This window comes from Nitratireductor aestuarii (genome assembly GCF_014641695.1).
Classification (GTDB): domain Bacteria; phylum Pseudomonadota; class Alphaproteobacteria; order Rhizobiales; family Rhizobiaceae; genus Chelativorans; species Chelativorans aestuarii.
Genome location: NZ_BMIF01000017.1, coordinates 18,208 through 32,701, shown reverse-complemented (window position 1 = coordinate 32,701; position 14,494 = coordinate 18,208). Strand labels below are relative to the sequence as shown.

Annotated in this window: 16 protein-coding genes; 8 read left to right on the top strand and 8 right to left on the bottom strand. The window is 61.1% G+C overall.

What is annotated here, in order from left to right; all coding sequences use genetic code 11:
- Positions 1–5: 5 nt before the first annotated feature.
- From IEX27_RS19165 to cysS, 4 genes are all read right to left on the bottom strand, one after another.
- Complete coding sequence (locus tag IEX27_RS19165) at positions 6–347, bottom strand: ArsR/SmtB family transcription factor (protein WP_244630458.1); 342 nt, start codon at positions 345–347, stop codon at positions 6–8.
- A gap of 54 nt (positions 348–401) precedes the next feature.
- Positions 402–2,072: a LysM peptidoglycan-binding domain-containing protein gene (locus IEX27_RS19160; RefSeq protein WP_188722712.1), complete on the bottom strand. Its 1,671-nt coding sequence runs from the start codon at positions 2,070–2,072 to the stop codon at positions 402–404.
- A 255-nt stretch (positions 2,073–2,327) separates the two neighbouring features.
- Positions 2,328–3,938, bottom strand: a complete 1,611-nt coding sequence (gene cimA, locus IEX27_RS19155) for a citramalate synthase (protein WP_188722711.1) — start codon at positions 3,936–3,938, stop codon at positions 2,328–2,330.
- Positions 3,935–5,437, bottom strand: coding sequence for a cysteine--tRNA ligase (gene cysS, locus IEX27_RS19150; protein WP_188722710.1), 1,503 nt, complete (start codon positions 5,435–5,437; stop codon positions 3,935–3,937). Before cysS ends, cimA begins: the two co-directional genes overlap by 4 nt.
- A 355-nt stretch (positions 5,438–5,792) precedes the next feature.
- Here cysS and IEX27_RS19145 point away from each other — a divergent pair, with 355 nt between their 5' ends.
- The gene (locus tag IEX27_RS19145) at positions 5,793–5,972 is read left to right on the top strand and encodes a hypothetical protein (RefSeq protein ID WP_188722709.1); all 180 of its coding nucleotides are present in this window, start codon (positions 5,793–5,795) and stop codon (positions 5,970–5,972) included.
- On the opposite strand, the gene IEX27_RS19140 is transcribed toward IEX27_RS19145, so the two are convergent.
- Together IEX27_RS19140 and IEX27_RS19135 are read right to left on the bottom strand one after the other, a co-directional pair.
- On the bottom strand, positions 5,946–6,566 hold the full coding sequence (locus IEX27_RS19140) for a LysE/ArgO family amino acid transporter (protein ID WP_188722708.1): 621 nt from the start codon (positions 6,564–6,566) through the stop codon (positions 5,946–5,948). The two genes, IEX27_RS19145 and IEX27_RS19140, sit on opposite strands and share 27 nt — an antisense overlap.
- Positions 6,567–6,615: 49 nt before the next feature.
- Entirely contained in the window at positions 6,616–7,368 is a 753-nt protein-coding gene (locus IEX27_RS19135; protein WP_188722707.1) for an SOS response-associated peptidase, read from the bottom strand.
- Between the two features lie 82 nt (positions 7,369–7,450).
- Between IEX27_RS19135 and IEX27_RS19130 the strand changes: the two genes are divergently transcribed.
- The 6 genes from IEX27_RS19130 (at position 7,451) to IEX27_RS19105 (ending at position 11,049) form a co-directional block, all read left to right on the top strand.
- The gene (locus tag IEX27_RS19130; protein ID WP_188722706.1) at positions 7,451–7,885 is read left to right on the top strand and encodes an NUDIX hydrolase; all 435 of its coding nucleotides are present in this window, start codon (positions 7,451–7,453) and stop codon (positions 7,883–7,885) included.
- Positions 7,882–8,265, top strand: a complete 384-nt coding sequence (locus IEX27_RS19125) for a TIGR02301 family protein (RefSeq protein WP_188722705.1) — start codon at positions 7,882–7,884, stop codon at positions 8,263–8,265. Before IEX27_RS19130 ends, IEX27_RS19125 begins: the two co-directional genes overlap by 4 nt.
- A 115-nt stretch (positions 8,266–8,380) precedes the next feature.
- On the top strand, positions 8,381–8,638 hold the full coding sequence (locus IEX27_RS19120; protein ID WP_188722704.1) for a hypothetical protein: 258 nt from the start codon (positions 8,381–8,383) through the stop codon (positions 8,636–8,638).
- Between the two features lie 58 nt (positions 8,639–8,696).
- Complete coding sequence (locus tag IEX27_RS19115) at positions 8,697–9,392, top strand: hypothetical protein (RefSeq protein WP_188722703.1); 696 nt, start codon at positions 8,697–8,699, stop codon at positions 9,390–9,392.
- 122 nt (positions 9,393–9,514) lie between these two features.
- Positions 9,515–10,423, top strand: a complete 909-nt coding sequence (ygfZ, locus tag IEX27_RS19110) for a CAF17-like 4Fe-4S cluster assembly/insertion protein YgfZ (protein WP_188722702.1) — start codon at positions 9,515–9,517, stop codon at positions 10,421–10,423.
- Positions 10,423–11,049 (top strand): YfbR-like 5'-deoxynucleotidase, encoded by a 627-nt coding sequence (locus IEX27_RS19105; protein ID WP_188722701.1) that lies wholly within the window; start codon positions 10,423–10,425, stop codon positions 11,047–11,049. Before ygfZ ends, IEX27_RS19105 begins: the two co-directional genes overlap by 1 nt.
- 1 nt (position 11,050) lies before the next feature.
- On the opposite strand, the gene IEX27_RS19100 is transcribed toward IEX27_RS19105, so the two are convergent.
- Together IEX27_RS19100 and IEX27_RS19095 are read right to left on the bottom strand one after the other, a co-directional pair.
- A complete protein-coding gene (locus IEX27_RS19100) occupies positions 11,051–12,511 on the bottom strand; it encodes a RimK family ATP-grasp domain-containing protein (protein WP_188722700.1) in 1,461 nt (486 codons plus the stop codon).
- Positions 12,508–12,966: a GNAT family N-acetyltransferase gene (locus tag IEX27_RS19095; protein WP_188722699.1), complete on the bottom strand. Its 459-nt coding sequence runs from the start codon at positions 12,964–12,966 to the stop codon at positions 12,508–12,510. The genes IEX27_RS19100 and IEX27_RS19095 overlap by 4 nt, the downstream gene beginning before the upstream one ends.
- Positions 12,967–13,255: 289 nt before the next feature.
- Here IEX27_RS19095 and IEX27_RS19090 point away from each other — a divergent pair, with 289 nt between their 5' ends.
- On the top strand, positions 13,256–14,494 hold the full coding sequence (locus IEX27_RS19090) for an MFS transporter (RefSeq protein ID WP_188722698.1): 1,239 nt from the start codon (positions 13,256–13,258) through the stop codon (positions 14,492–14,494).

The window sequence follows — 14,494 nt, the reverse complement described above, 5'->3', positions numbered from 1 at the left end:
GTCTGTTAAATCTTCTGCTCGTCCTGGAGCGGCGCCATGGCAAAGCCGCCCGCCAGACGGTTCACCGCCGAAGCGAGGGATTGTAGCGCCTCTCGATTGGGCGAGTATTGGGACCTCTGCCCCTGGGGCTTCATCTCAAGCAGGCCCGCCTCAAGCAGTATCTTCAGGTGCTGCGAGACCGTCGACTGCGCCAGATCGAACTGGCACACGACATCTTTGCAGCAGCAGCCATTCACCCGAGTGAGGTAGCTCAGGATCTGCAAACGCACGGGATGCGCCAGCGCGTTGAGTTCCCGCGACAGGCGCTCGGCCGAGCAGTTTTCATGGATACTGTTATGAGGCGACATGTTCATCGTTCATCGTCGATATACGATGAACGATGAAGCTGCAAGCCAGGACCGTCAGTTTGACTGACGGTCCTTGATTGCTTCCAGATCGGCGGTCTCGCCATCCTCGCTCTGACCCGGCAGCGCAAAGGTCTGCCCAGGGTAGATGCGGTTCGGATTGCGGATCTGGTCCTTGTTTGCCTGATAGATGGTCGTGTAGCGAATGCCACGGCCATAGACGCGACGCGAAATGTGCCAGAGCGTATCGCCCTTGCGGATGATCACGGCGCCGTCGGAGCGCTCCAACGCAGCGCCCATCTCGGGATCCTGAGCGGCAGTCGACTGAACCGCAGCGCCCTCGCTTGCAGGGGCCTCCGTTGGTGCCGGGGCGACGGACGTCATGCTCTCGCCTGCCGGTCGCGCGAATGGCACCGCTGCACGGGCAGCCACGGTCACACCGTCTTTGCCGAGGACATCGGCGCGAACGATGTAATCGCCCACTGGAAGATCGCGCTCGGTTTCGATCAGGAAGCGTCCGTTCGTATCCACCGTTGCCTGACCAAGCAGAACCTCGTTTGCATAGACGCGAACGCGCTTGCCCGCTTCAGCCTGCCCCGCCACGAACACCTCGCGACCGTCGATTTCCACCGCCTCAATGAAGGGCGAAGTGCTGGCGCGCTGCACGCTTTGCGGCGCGGCAGGCGGCGTCTGCTGCTCATCCTTTGCAGCCTCATGTGCTGGCTGCGGCTCTTCTTGTGGAGCCGCCGGAGCCACCTGCGGCGCGCTCGGAGCAACGTCCGGTGTGACCGGTTGAACAGCGGCTTGCCGTTCGACTGCAGGCTGCTCGCTGGCCACGGCTGATGGTTCCTCGGCCTTCCCTGGTTCCTCTGCAGCTACATCGGAAGGTGCGGCTTCGGAAGAAGCAGCATCTGAAGCGGCGGCGGCGTTATTCTCAGCGGGCTGCGGGGTGACGACCTCAGGCCGGGCAACGACATCCGATGTATCAGAGGCAACATTGTCCTCGGCCGCATCGGCCTTGGCCGTATCGGCCTTGGCCACATTGTCCGGAGCAGCAGCATCATCATCGGACTTCGGCTGTTCGTCTGCCTGCGCCACCACCTGGGGGGCAGCTTCCGGCACGGAGATCAGGCGGCTCGGCTGACCGGGCTGCTGAACCAGCGCCACGACTTCGCCTTCCTTGCTGGACGGCACGGAGATGATCGCCGTCTCGAGCGAAGTAGCCGAAACCTTTTCGGAGGAGGTCGAGCGCAGGACGACGGTGTGGTCCCCCGGCTTCAGTGCACGATCCAGAACGCTTACGAAATCGCCACTGGCTTCCGTCTTCGCAGAGGCAAGTACCGAGGAGCCGTTGACGATCTCGACCGTCGAATTGGGAGCGGCCTGCCCCGCGATGACGAGCGAACCATCAGGCTCGACGCGCAGCAGGTCAAAACTCGGAACGACGACCTTCGCCTCGTCAGCCGCAGCCTCTTTGGCGGCAACAACGGCTTCATCCGCGCCAACGCTTTCCTCTGACTTGGCGGGAGCCTTTTCCGCTTCGGCAACGGTTTCAGCCGGCTCGGTCTTTTCCGCGCTTGATCCCTCTGCCGTTGCTGTGGCTGGTTGCGTCACGGCAGCCTGGTGAGGCGCCTGTCTGTCAAAGACACCATTGTAGTAGGCTGCGCCAAAGCCTGCGATAAGCAGCCCTGCCAGAAAGAGCAGAATTCGTTGCGGTGTCATTGTCATTGCCGTTTCCCTAGCCCTTCTGCCGGTCTAGCGTGTTTTCAATGTCTGGACAACAAAAGCCTTTGAAAATCAACGTCTCAGCACATCGGAAAGTCCGTTCGTCGCAGTTTCACACAGGAACACTGAAATCCATGCCAAACGACGGGTGCGAGAGCTGCCATGCCATGGCGCATGAGCAGGGCCTAAAGGCGCGCAGTGGCAGGGATTATAAAGGATTCGTGCTCATTTTATAAGGGCGTCGCTGGATGAAATGCTTCACCCAGCCAGCCGGATCGCCTCACGGTTCTTGACCAGCTTGTAGATGATGGAGTCCATGAGGGCCTGGAACGAAGCGTCGATGACGTTGTCGGAGACGCCCACGGTCCACCACCGCTCGCCGGTGCTGTCGAAGGACTCGATGAGCACGCGCGTGATGGCGTCGGTGCCGCCATTCAGGATGCGCACCTTGTAGTCCGTCAGCGACATGTCTTCGATCTCGGATTGGTACTTGCCGAGATCCTTGCGCAGCGCGATGTCGAGCGCGTTGACCGGGCCATGACCCTCGGCCACCGAAAGGCGCGTCTCCCCATCGACTGTAACCCGGACGACAGCCTCGGAAACGGTCTTGATGTTTCCGTTGGCATCGAAACGGCGCTCCACCATGCAGCGGAAGCTGTCGACCTTGAAGAATTCCGGTACGCTGCCGAGCACCCGCCGCGCGAGCAGCTCAAAGCTCGCATCCGCACCCTCATAGGCATAACCCTGAGCCTCGCGCTCCTTCACCTGCGCGATCAGGCTGTCGAGGCGCGGGTCGTCCTTGTCGATCTGGATGCCGCGACGGCGCAGTTCCACGAGGAAGTTCGACTTGCCGCCCTGATCCGACACCATCAGCCGCCGCTCGTTGCCAACGGCCTCCGGAGCCACATGCTCGTAGGTCTGCGGGTCTTTCAGGATCGCAGACGCATGGATGCCTGCCTTCGTCGCGAAGGCGGAGCTGCCGACATAGGGCGCCTGCGCATCCGGCGCGCGATTCAGCAGTTCATCGAACGCATGGGAGAGCTTGGAGAGGCCCGCGAGACGCTCAGGCGTGATGCCCACCTCAAACCGCTCAGCATAGACGGGCTTCAGCATGAGCGTCGGAATTATGGTGACAAGATTGGCGTTGCCGCAGCGTTCGCCAATGCCGTTCAGCGTGCCCTGAATCTGCCGGGCGCCAGCCTCAATGGCAGCCAGAGAATTGGCGACTGCCTGCCCCGTATCGTTGTGGGCGTGAATGCCGAGATGATCTCCGGGAACGCCAGCGGCGATTACTGTTGAAACGATCCTGCGCACTTCTTCCGGCTGCGTGCCGCCGTTGGTGTCGCAGAGCACGATCCAGCGGCTTCCAGCTTCGTAAGCGGTCTTCACGCAGGATAGCGCGTATTCCGGGTTGGCCTTGTAGCCGTCGAAGAAATGCTCGCAATCGACCATCGCCACCTTGCCAGCGCCTTGAGTAGCGGTGACGGAAGCGCGAATGGACTCGAGGTTCTCCTCGTTCGTCGTGCCGAGCGCGACGCGGACGTGATAGTCCCAGCTCTTGGCGACGAAGCAGATCGCATCGCTTTTCGCCTGGATGAGAGCCGCAAGACCCGGATCGTTGGAGGCGGAAACGCCAGCGCGCTTGGTCATGCCGAAAGCAACGAACTGCGACCGGGTCGTGCGCTTTTTGGCGAAGAATTCGCTGTCGGTCGGGTTCGCCCCCGGATAGCCGCCCTCGACATAGTCGATACCGAGATCGTCGAGCATCTGGGCGATGGCAATCTTGTCCTCAACCGAGAAGTCGACGCCGGGCGTCTGCTGCCCGTCGCGCAGGGTCGTGTCAAAGAGGTAGATGCGTTCCTTGCTCATCGTTTCACTTCCCAGCGCGTGCGACGTTCGCCCGTTTCGGTGTCCTTGTAGTCCATGAGTTGCACGCCCTGACTGGTCAGCTCCGCGCGGATCCGGTCAGCCTCCTGGAAATTCTTTTCCTTGAGGAAGGTCAGCCGCTGTTCGATCTGTGCCTCGATGGCCGCCTCGTCGATGCCGGCCGACTGCCGCTTGCCAGCCTCCCATTCGTCATGCGTCTTGGTGAGCAGGCCGAGCAGATTGGCAGCGCCTTTGAGTGCAGCCGCCAGCGCCGGGTCCTTCTTTGTCTCGGCAGCGTCAGCTGCACCCTGCAGCGCAATCAGCGCTTCCCATGTGTTGAGATCGTCCTTGAGCCGCGCCGCGACCTCGTCCTTCGTCTCAGAAGTTTCAGCCGCCTCGACATTGCCGACGACGCGATAGAGCCGGTCGAGCACCTTCTCCGCCTGGGTGAGCTTGTCGACGCTGAAGTCGATCGGCTGGCGGTAGTGCGTCATCAGCATGGCGAGGCGCAGCACTTCACCCGGCCAGGAGCGTCCACCGAAACGGTCCGTCTCCAGCAGCTCGTTGATGGTGACGAAGTTGCCCTCGGACTTCGACATCTTTCGGCCTTCAACCTGCAGGAAGCCGTTGTGCATCCAGTAGCGCGCCATCGTGTGCGTGCCGTGGGCGCAGCGCGACTGGGCAATCTCGTTCTCATGGTGCGGGAAGATGAGGTCGAGCCCGCCACCGTGAATGTCGAAGACTTCACCGAGGTAGGCGGCCGACATGGCGGAACACTCGATGTGCCAGCCTGGACGGCCACGGATGGTGAGCGGCTGGCCGTCGATCTTGAATTCGGCATCCCAGCCGGGTTCTTCCGGCGCGGATTCCTTCCATAGCACGAAGTCTGCCGGCTGCTTCTTGTGCGCCTCGACGGCGACGCGTGCTCCGGCCTGCTGCTCATCCAGCTTGCGGTGGGAAAGCTCGCCGTAGTCATGCATCGAGGCGGTGTCAAAGAGGATTTCTCCTTTTGCCGCATAGGCATGGCCGCGATCGATAAGATTTTGAATCAGCGTCACCATATCGGTGCGGCCGTCCTCGCGCGGCAGCACGAATTCGGTTGCACGCGGCTCCACCGTCGGCGGAAGCGTACCGATTGCGGCGACGTCCTTGTGGAACTGGTCCGCCGTCTTTTCGGTGACCGCGCGGATCGCCTCGTTGAGCGTCAGCTTTCCCGCCCCAATCTCAACGCCATAGTCGCGCAATGCGCGTGCGTTGATCTTGTCATCAACGTCCGTGATGTTGCGGACATAGGTAACCTTGTCCTCGCCATAGAGATGGCGGAGCAGCCGGAACAGCACGTCAAAGACGATGACGGGTCGGGCGTTGCCGATATGGGCAAAGTCGTAGACCGTTGGGCCGCAGACATACATGCGCACACGAGACGGATCGAGGGGAATGAATTCCTCCTTGCGCCGCGTCAGCGTGTTGTAGACGACAAGGCCCTTAAATCCCTCTGACATCTTCGCATCCTGCTCTTTGCGCGTCACGCACGATAAGCCGCCCTGGCCATTCTGGCCTCGGCGTTTTCCATTTCGGGGAGAGAGGTAAAAACGGCCGGACCAGCGATGAAGCTAGCCAATAATGCTAATGCAGATATCGATGGTGGCGCACAGCGTTTTCATGCGCGTCTTATCGCTTTGCCGCTTCCCCGCGTCAAGCGTTGAATCTGTGCTCTGCAAGATACAGTCGCAACCGTTTGTTAACGCTAAACCTATCACGCGGTGCTTAAGGAGAGTAGACTGCGAGCCCTGACATGAATTTGTCAGAATTCAAGCATGCTCTGGACGACCGTTTTACAGCCAAGAGGGCGAACAAATGTCCACCCATCAGGTACAACGACAACCTGCAGTGCAGGCTCCGCAACCGCCGAAGAGCGACCTGATCACCAATTATCATCGCATCGGCATCTCGGCCGTCAACGCAGCGCTTGCCTGCCGTCCGAAGAAGCAGGCAGAAGAGCAGCAAAGCCTACAGGAGCCGCGCGAGGAGTCCTGAAGCGAGAGCCGCCATGACCAGCGCGATGATACTGTCCAGCACCCGCCATGCCATCGGATTGGCGAACAGCGGCTGAAGCAGACGCGCTCCATAGCCAAGGCTGTAGAACCAGATGAATGAGGCCAGCATCGCGCCAACCGCGTAGGCCCATCTTGCAGCCCCCTCATAGGCCGCCGAGAGCGAGCCGACGAGCACCACCGTGTCGAGATAGACATGCGGGTTCAGGAAAGTGAAGGCGAGACAAGCGAGCACGGCGGCTCGCAGATCCCTCTTGCCTTCCCGCGCAGCCTGCATCGCCTCCGGCTTCAGCGCGCGACGCAGCGCGAGAAACGCATAACCGTAGAGAAACGCGGCACCCGCGACGGTCACCACCGTGATCAGCGCCGGCGACTGCTTGATCAAGGTGCCGAGACCAGCCACCCCGGTGACGATCAGAAGCGCATCGGATAGCGCGCAGATCAGGCAGAGCACGAAGACGTGGCTGCCTATGAGCCCCTGCCGCAGAATGAAGGCATTCTGCGCCCCAATGGCGATGATCAATGAAGCGCCGAGGAAAAGTCCCGCCGCGAATGCGGGGATGAGTGAAACGTCCATACTCTGCCTATAGCATCAGATTTCTGGATTGCATCAGATTGGTCGGCTCTTAGAAGAGCTGAAGCTGTGCGGTGGCCTCAGCCTTTTTCTCGCTGCGGCGGGGAGCCTTCGCCTTCACCTCCGCCTGGATCTCCGGAGAAGTATTGGCGACATTGTTGACGAGGTCCGAAACGGCGATGGCTTCGAAGAAGCCCTCCTCCACCGGCTGCAGCAGTTCCTCCACGTGACGTGGCTCATTGGTCCAGCAGTTCAGCCAGTGGTCGAAATGCTCCGGCCGGATGACGACCGGCATCCGTTCATGGATGTCGCGGATATCGGCACTCGCTCGCGTCGTGAGGATCGCGCCGGTGTCGATCTCGCAACCGCCCGGTTCCGACCAGCTCTCCATCAAACCGCCAAAGGCGATCACACCGCCATCGCGTGGCCGCAGCCAATAGGCCTGCGTGCGCCCGTCGTTGAGCTTGCGCCACTCGTAGAAGCCTGAGGCCGGGACGAGCGTACGGCGATGACGCATTGCCGTGCGGAATGAAGGCTTTACCGCAGCACTTTCAGACCGGGCGTTGAACATCAGCGACACGTCCTGCGTGTTCTTGGCCCAGGAAGGGATGAGCCCCCAGCGCACCAGAACCGCCTGCCGGTGCGGCAGATTGGAGCCTTGAGCCCTCGGCGGTGCGGGAACGACCATCATGACCGGCTGCGTCGGCGCGATGTTGAAGCGAGGAGGAAAGTCGTCGCCCTCGGCGAGGCCGAAGACGCGCTCTACCTCTGCGGGCTTGCCCGTCAACGCGAAGCGTCCGCACATTGTTCTTATCCGCTCCTGAATGCTTGCCAGCGCGCCAGTCTCCACTAAGCTAGAGCACCGAAGTCTTCAGGCGCAATCATTTATGGCCGATATCCACGCAGTTTCAATCGTAGCTTTGGACGGGGACCGGTTCCTGCTGGTGAGGCGCGGCCGTGCCCCGTCCGCCGGCCTTTATGCCTTTCCGGGCGGACGCGTGGAGCGCGGCGAGACGGACGAGGAGGCAGCCATGCGCGAGCTTAACGAGGAGACGAACCTGACGGCAGCGCGCCTCACTGCACTCGAGCAGATGACTCTGGAGGGGGATAACGGCAAGCGCTACCGACTGGCGATCTTCCTGGCCGAAAGCCTCTCCGGCACTTTGCAGGCGAGCGATGACGCCGCCTCTGCGGGATGGTACAGCCTTGACGAGATGCGTGCTCTTCCGATCACACCCAGCACGTTGTCGGTTGCTACGCGGCTGATCGACAACGCCAGCCCCCTTGTTGTTCCGCCGGATAGCGGCAAGATGAGCGAATGAAGACGAAGTCCCTTACGGTATCCATACTCCTGATTCTGGCTCTCCTTGCTCCCTTGGGCGGAAGGACAGCCGTGGCCGCCGAGATGGCCTATGACCGCCAGCTGCTGCGGCTGGCCGAAGTGTTGGGCTCGCTCCACTACTTGCGCCCGCTTTGCGGGGAGAAGGATGGGCAATGGCGGGAGCGCATGGAAGCCCTGCTGGATGCCGAGAAGCCCGATCCTGAACGGCGGGCGCGCCTCGTCTCCAGCTTCAACCACGGCTACAGCGCCTTTGCTTCCGTCTACAAGACCTGCACGAAATCGGCTGTCATGGCCATCGAACTCTACATGAAAGAGGGCGAACAGCTGTCGACCGGCATTGTCGATCGCTACGGATATTGATCTTTGTTTACCGTCGCTTAACCACAAAGTGGTTGGTCTCAGCGGGGCCGCATTTCACGTGATAAGGTTTGCGGATCGAGTTCAAGCCACTCGTGCAATGCGAAGGATGATAACGATGTTCGTAACGGTAGCTGATCTGCGTGCAAAGATTGAAGAAGACATGCGCCTGAGCTCCGCCGAGTATCAGAACGAGGCATGGGCCGAAGCCCAGCTCGCCGGCATCGAACCCGAGATCATGGCCGAATCAGCCTTCTCGACCGCGCTCCGCGAGCTCGGCAAGACACACGACGAAGAGGAGCTTCTGATGCTTCTCGACGAACTGCGCGACCGTGTCGTGTCCGGCGAATTCCTCGACGCGCGCACACATCATTGAGCCTCGTGCCGCTGCTGGTATAGTTTCCGGGAATCATACCAGAAGGCGACCTGCTCCGATGTCCAAACGATCTGCCACTTTTCCGCTTGCGGCCGTTCTTTTGCTGACGGTAGCGGCTGCCGCCACGCCTGCGCTTTCGCTCCCGAAGGATGTCGTCGACGACGGTGAGGAGAAGGTGATCCAGGAGAAGGTGCAGCGTATTCCGCTCGACTCCATGACGCCTGGCGTAACTACAACAGACACGGATGACGATGCGCCCGCCGCCAGTGCGGATGAGGATGCCACGCCACCGCCGATCCTGCGCGACACGGCCATCCTGCCGGAACCTGTGCAGCGCATGCGTCGGCTCATCATGGAAGCGGCCAGGAGCGGCGACATCAATCGCTTCCGCCCCCTGCTCGGCTCGCCCGAAAACGGCACCCAGCTCTCCTTCGCGGACCAGCCTGAGGATCAGGTCGATTTCCTGCGCAGCATGTCCGGTGACGCGAAGGGCTATGAGATCATGGCGATCCTGCTCGAGCTCCTGGAAGCTCCATTCGTGCAGGTGGCCCAGGGTACCGATGAGGAGCTCTATGTCTGGCCGTACTTCGCTGCCATGCCGCTACAGAAGCTGACGCCAGAGCAGATGGTCGAGCTCATGACGCTCGTCACTGCCGGCGACTACGAGGGCATGGAGGAGTTCGGCGCCTACAATTTCTTCCGCGTCGGCATCTCGCCTGAAGGCGAATGGGTGTTCTTCGTCGCCGGTGACTGAGTAGCCCAAGCGTCGGGGTGTGTCCCTCGTCTCGCTCTTGTCCGACTCTGTAAAGCGTCTTACCTACGGGCCTGCAGCCGCAGCGCACGTCGAAGAGCTGTCCCAGATCTGGAGAAATATTCATGGCGCTTGTTCATCTTGCCGACCGGGCCGTCATTCGTGCCGAGGGTCCGGACGCGGAAAGCCTTCTGCAGAATGTGCTGACGCCGGACCTGACGCAGCTCGCCGAAGGTGAGGTTCGACCGGGCGCACTACTCACACCGCAGGGCAAGGTACTCTTCGATTTCGTGATTTCGCGCGCTGGTCCCGACGCCTTCCGGCTCGACTGCCGCAAGGATATTGCCGAGGAGTTTCTCAAGCGCCTGACCTTCCTGCGCGTCCGCGCCAAGGTCAATTTCTCTCTTGCTGATCAGGAGCTTGTGTCTGCCTGCTGGCAAAATGATTCATCAACTTCAGACGTTGATTCAACGACCGGAGAGATTGATTCAGCTTCCTCAGAAACTGATTCAGCAAAGCTCGCTGACCGTCGATTCCCGGACGAAGTTTCCGTCTTCCGTATCTACGGCCCGGCTGCCGAAAACGAGCAGGTCCTCGCCGAATGGCACCGCCTGCGCATTGAGCATGGCGTACCGGAAAGCGGGCTGGACTACGACCTGTCTGACGCCTTTCCGCACGACATCCTGTTCGACCAGAATGGCGGAACAGGGTTACGAAAAGGTTGCTATGTCGGCCAAGAGGTCGTCTCGCGGATGCATCATCGCGGCACCGCCCGTCGTCGGCTGGTGATCGTGGAAGCTGCTGCTCCCTTATCGGCGGATGAGCGTGACATCGTTGCCGACGGTAAGCCCGTCGGCCAACTCGGCACCGTCAGCGGCAACCAGGCTCTCGCCATCGTGCGCATCGACCGGGTGGCGGAAGCGCAGGCCTCTGGTATTCCGGTTCTCGCTGGGGAAACGGAACTCTCCTTCCGGCTTCCAGCCTATGCGAAATTCTCCCTCGAAGGTGCTGTCAGCGAAGCGGGCAATCACTGATGTCGGAGACCAATGGCAAACCGGCGCGCGCCTGGCAGCGGATGCTTTCCGGTCGCAGGCTCGATCTCCTCGACCCCTCGCCGCTCGATGTAGAGATCGCCGACATCGCCCATGGACTTGCACGTGTGGCCCGCTGGAACGGACAGACGGTCGGTGACCACGCCTTCTCTGTCGCCCAGCATTCGGTTCTGGTCTGCGAGATCTTCCGCAAGCTGAACCCCGAGGCGACAGCGCGCCAGCAAATGGCCGCCCTTCTCCATGACGCGCCTGAGTACGTGATCGGCGACATGATCTCCCCCTTCAAGGCTGCACTCGGAGACGACTACAAGCTGGTCGAAAAGCGGCTCCAGAACGCTGTGCACCTTCGCTTCGCCCTGCCGGTGGAGCTGCCCGCTGCGCTCAAGAAGGAGATCAAACGGGCCGACCGTGTGAGCGCCTATTTCGAGGCGACGCGACTTGCCGGATTTGACGAGAAGGAAGCAGCCAAGTTCTTCGGAAGGCCGCGCGGCATCCATGCCGATGATCTGGATCTCTCACCCCTGCCCACGGTACAGGCTCAGGCCTGCTTCATGGACTGCTTCCACGGCATTGAAACGCTCATAGCGGATTTGCGCGCCACAGGCTGAACTATCTGCGCTGCCTTTCCAGCTTGTCGATGAACCATTGGGTGAGGCGCACCCAGACCTCATCCTTCTCGCCCACATCCTCGCATCCGTGATTTAGGTTTGGATTGTCATTCACCTCGATCACGTAGATGCCCTCCGGCGTTTCCTTGATGTCGACGCCATAGAAGCCGTCGCCAATGCAGCGTGCCGCCCGCACGGCAACATTGAGCACGTTGGGCGGGGTCTCGGATAGTTTGAAGCTGCGGAAGCCGCCCTCTACCGGCCTGCCGCGCCGGTCGTGGTTGACGATCTGCCAGTGCCGGCGGGCCATCAGGTACTGGACTGAGAAGAGCGGCTCGCCGCCGAGCACGCCGATCCGCCAGTCGAACGTGGTCGGCAGGAACTTCTGCGCGATCAACAGGTCAGAGTCCTCCAGCCACTTGCCCGCGAGCGTCTGCAGCTCGTCCATGTTCTCCGCCTTCTTGACGCCGCGCGAGAACGCACCGTCCGGGATCTTCAGCACGAGCGGGAAACCGAGCGTCTGGGCGGCCGCCTCAAGGTCTCCTCGCCCGGCAATGATGATTGTAGGCGGGACCTGGATCTGCTTCGCCAGCATCAGTTCATTGAGGTACACCTTATTGGTGCAGCGGATCATCGACAGCGGATCGTCGATCACCGGCATACCCTCCTGTTGGGCTCGGCGGGCAAAGCGGTAGGTATGGTTGGAGATGGACGTCGTCTCGCGGATGAAGAGTGCATCGTAATTGGCTAGCTTCGGCAGGTCCTTCTTGGTGATCGGCTCTACTTCGACGCCCATCCGTTCGGCAATGCGCGACCAGTGCCGCAGTGAGGCGACGGTAGACGGCGGTAGCTCCTCCTTCGGATCGATCAGCGTTGCGAAGGTATAGCGCGACGGCGTGCGCGTCTTCCCCTCCCGCCATTGACGGCTGGTGTAAGTCTCCAGCGCGGCAAGGAAGCGCTTGCGCTCCTCGTCCTTGATGCGTGCGAGCGGCAGAAAACCGATCTTGCGGATACTCGCCCATTCGCCTTCATCGATCTGCACTTCCAGGGCTGGCGCCCTGAACCAGTCGAAGAGCAGCCGGGCGAACCGCTCCCATGCCTTGTCGGGCCCGAGGCCAAAGAAAATGGTCACACGCGAAGGAATCGTTCCACCGAGATCCTTCCGGCAGCGGTTGAGCGCGAGTTCAAGCTCCGGCAGCGCATTCTCGTAGAGCTTGCGCTCCGACAGTTCGATCATCGTCTCGACCGAAGGAATGACGCGGTGAGCGCGCGAGCTTGCGAGCAGCGAAGCGTAATAGCCCCGGCTCTGGTAGGCATAGTTGTTCGAGAGGTTGATGATCTTCGGCTGCTGCGACCGAAACAGCGCCGGATGCGCGAGGTATTCTCGGCTCGTGATGATCTTGTGCGGTGTTGCCGCCTGGTCGAGGTCACCCTGCCTCCCCGTCAGAATGACCCACGTCATGACTTGCTCTCCAGAGACTTCCGCAGCCTCAGTGCCGGCGCGCCGTCCTCATAGTAGTTGGCTATCTTTTCTGCGCCTGCGTAACCGGCCTTCCGGTAGAGTTCGGCGGCGCGGCCATTGTCCTCCCGGACCTCGAGCGTCAGCAGGGAACGCCCGAGTGCGCGAGCTTGCGCTTCCGTCGCCTCCAGCAGCGCGCGCCCGATCCCCCTGGCCTTGAAGGGCTCGGAGACGGCGATGGAATAGAGCCTTGCGCTCCGTCCACCACGGCGGTGGAAGAGCAATGCATAGCCTGCAATCTGGCCCCCTGCCTCAGCAACCAGCAATGATGCGGTCTCACTTTCGACATGGCGATGAAACGAACGGCGGGAGAGGCGATCACCCGTGAAGGCGGCAGACTCGATAGAGAGCAGCGTGTCGATATCTTGCCTGCGCGCACGCCGAATGCTGACGCTCATCGGGTGATCGTATCCGCCCGCTGACGACGGCGATCAGGACCGCACTGCAACTCTGTGGACATACCGATTGGCATCACGAAAAGCCCCTCCTCCCAATAGCTTGAGTCTCGTTCTGATAGAGGCGGAATTGCGGCGGAACAGCAGGAAAGCGGCAACTGCTCGGGGAGGAACAAACGCAGAAATTCCATGATGATTACTATCAATACATTTGAAGCTTCCGCCGCCTTCCAGTCATTTCAATAATGATAATCGTCGGCTATGGTATTGCCATCTGACAAAGGTTTCTCCCATGGCCAATACCCACGCCTCCAGGCACACTTCGGCATCGTCCTTTCCCTGGCTGATCATCATCAGCGGCTGCCTCATTGCGGCGATGTCCTTCGGTCCTCGTTCTGCGATGGGGCTCTTCCAGCTTCCCATGCTGCAGGAAAAAGGCTGGGACCGAACCACCTTTGGCCTCGCCATGGCGTTCCAGAATCTCTGCTGGGGCTTAGGACAGCCATTCTTCGGCGCGATTGCTGACCGGTTCGGAAGCTGGCGTGTTCTGGCCCTCTCGGGCATTATTTACGCCACCGGCCTGCTCATGATGGCCTGGGCGCCTGCGCCGATATTCCTGCATATATCCGGAGGTGTGCTCGTGGGCCTCGGCGTGGCAGCAGGCTCCTTCGGCATCATACTCTCGGCTTTCGCCCGCCATGTGCCGGCAGAAAAGCGCAGCGTCGTCTTCGGCATAGGCACGGCCGCGGGATCGGCTGGCATGTTCCTGTTTGCGCCGATCACCCAGGGCATGATCGACTCACTCGGCTGGTCGGACACGCTGGTGTGGATGGGTATCGCCATGCTCTTCATCCCGCTTCTGGCCATCCCCCTTGCAGGCAACTCGAAGTCCGGTCGCCAGCAGGTGCACTTCGAGCAGACCTTCGGGCAGGCCTTGCAGGAAGCCTTCGGTCACCGCAGCTTCAACCTGCTGGTATCCGGCTTCTTCGTCTGCGGTTTCCAGGTGGCCTTTATCACCGCCCACTTCCCCGCCTACCTCGGCGACATCGGAATTGACGCCCGCTATGCCGTGATCGGTCTTGCTGCCATCGGCTTCTTCAACGTCATCGGCTCGCTCGCCTCGGGCGCCATCAGCCAGTACTATTCCAAGCCGATCTTCCTTGCGATCATCTATCTGGCGCGTTCCGTGGCAGTGACAGCCTTCCTGCTCCTGCCGCAGACGCCGACCTCCGTGGTGATCTTCTCGATCGTCATGGGTCTTCTCTGGCTCTCCACCGTACCGCCGACGAACGCGCTGGTCGCGATCATGTTCGGCACGAAGTACCTCGGCATGCTGGGCGGCATCGTCTTCTTCTCGCACCAGGTCGGCTCGTTCCTGGGCGTCTGGCTTGGTGGCTATCTGTACGACAAGTTCGGATCCTACGATCCGGTGTGGTGGCTGGGTGTTGCGCTTGGCGTCTTTGCCGCGATCGTCCACTGGCCGATCCAGGAGCGACCGGTCGACCGCGCAGCGCCTGTACCGGCTGAGTAG

What these genes read in the sequence shown, in the direction of transcription:
- IEX27_RS19090 (WP_188722698.1), top strand. Translation starts at nt 13,256, where the DNA reads ATGGCCAATACCCACGCCTCCAGGCACACTTCGGCATCGTCCTTTCCC.
- IEX27_RS19135 (WP_188722707.1), bottom strand. Translation starts at nt 7,368, where the DNA reads ATGTGCGGACGCTTCGCGTTGACGGGCAAGCCCGCAGAGGTAGAGCGC.
- IEX27_RS19115 (WP_188722703.1), top strand. Translation starts at nt 8,697, where the DNA reads ATGTCCAAACGATCTGCCACTTTTCCGCTTGCGGCCGTTCTTTTGCTG.
- ygfZ (WP_188722702.1), top strand. Translation starts at nt 9,515, where the DNA reads ATGGCGCTTGTTCATCTTGCCGACCGGGCCGTCATTCGTGCCGAGGGT.
- IEX27_RS19145 (WP_188722709.1), top strand. Translation starts at nt 5,793, where the DNA reads ATGTCCACCCATCAGGTACAACGACAACCTGCAGTGCAGGCTCCGCAA.
- IEX27_RS19130 (WP_188722706.1), top strand. Translation starts at nt 7,451, where the DNA reads ATGGCCGATATCCACGCAGTTTCAATCGTAGCTTTGGACGGGGACCGG.
- IEX27_RS19100 (WP_188722700.1), bottom strand. Translation starts at nt 12,511, where the DNA reads ATGACGTGGGTCATTCTGACGGGGAGGCAGGGTGACCTCGACCAGGCG.
- IEX27_RS19095 (WP_188722699.1), bottom strand. Translation starts at nt 12,966, where the DNA reads ATGAGCGTCAGCATTCGGCGTGCGCGCAGGCAAGATATCGACACGCTG.
- IEX27_RS19105 (WP_188722701.1), top strand. Translation starts at nt 10,423, where the DNA reads ATGTCGGAGACCAATGGCAAACCGGCGCGCGCCTGGCAGCGGATGCTT.
- IEX27_RS19125 (WP_188722705.1), top strand. Translation starts at nt 7,882, where the DNA reads ATGAAGACGAAGTCCCTTACGGTATCCATACTCCTGATTCTGGCTCTC.
- IEX27_RS19140 (WP_188722708.1), bottom strand. Translation starts at nt 6,566, where the DNA reads ATGGACGTTTCACTCATCCCCGCATTCGCGGCGGGACTTTTCCTCGGC.
- cysS (WP_188722710.1), bottom strand. Translation starts at nt 5,437, where the DNA reads ATGTCAGAGGGATTTAAGGGCCTTGTCGTCTACAACACGCTGACGCGG.
- IEX27_RS19160 (WP_188722712.1), bottom strand. Translation starts at nt 2,072, where the DNA reads ATGACAATGACACCGCAACGAATTCTGCTCTTTCTGGCAGGGCTGCTT.
- IEX27_RS19165 (WP_244630458.1), bottom strand. Translation starts at nt 347, where the DNA reads ATGTCGCCTCATAACAGTATCCATGAAAACTGCTCGGCCGAGCGCCTG.
- cimA (WP_188722711.1), bottom strand. Translation starts at nt 3,938, where the DNA reads ATGAGCAAGGAACGCATCTACCTCTTTGACACGACCCTGCGCGACGGG.
- IEX27_RS19120 (WP_188722704.1), top strand. Translation starts at nt 8,381, where the DNA reads ATGTTCGTAACGGTAGCTGATCTGCGTGCAAAGATTGAAGAAGACATG.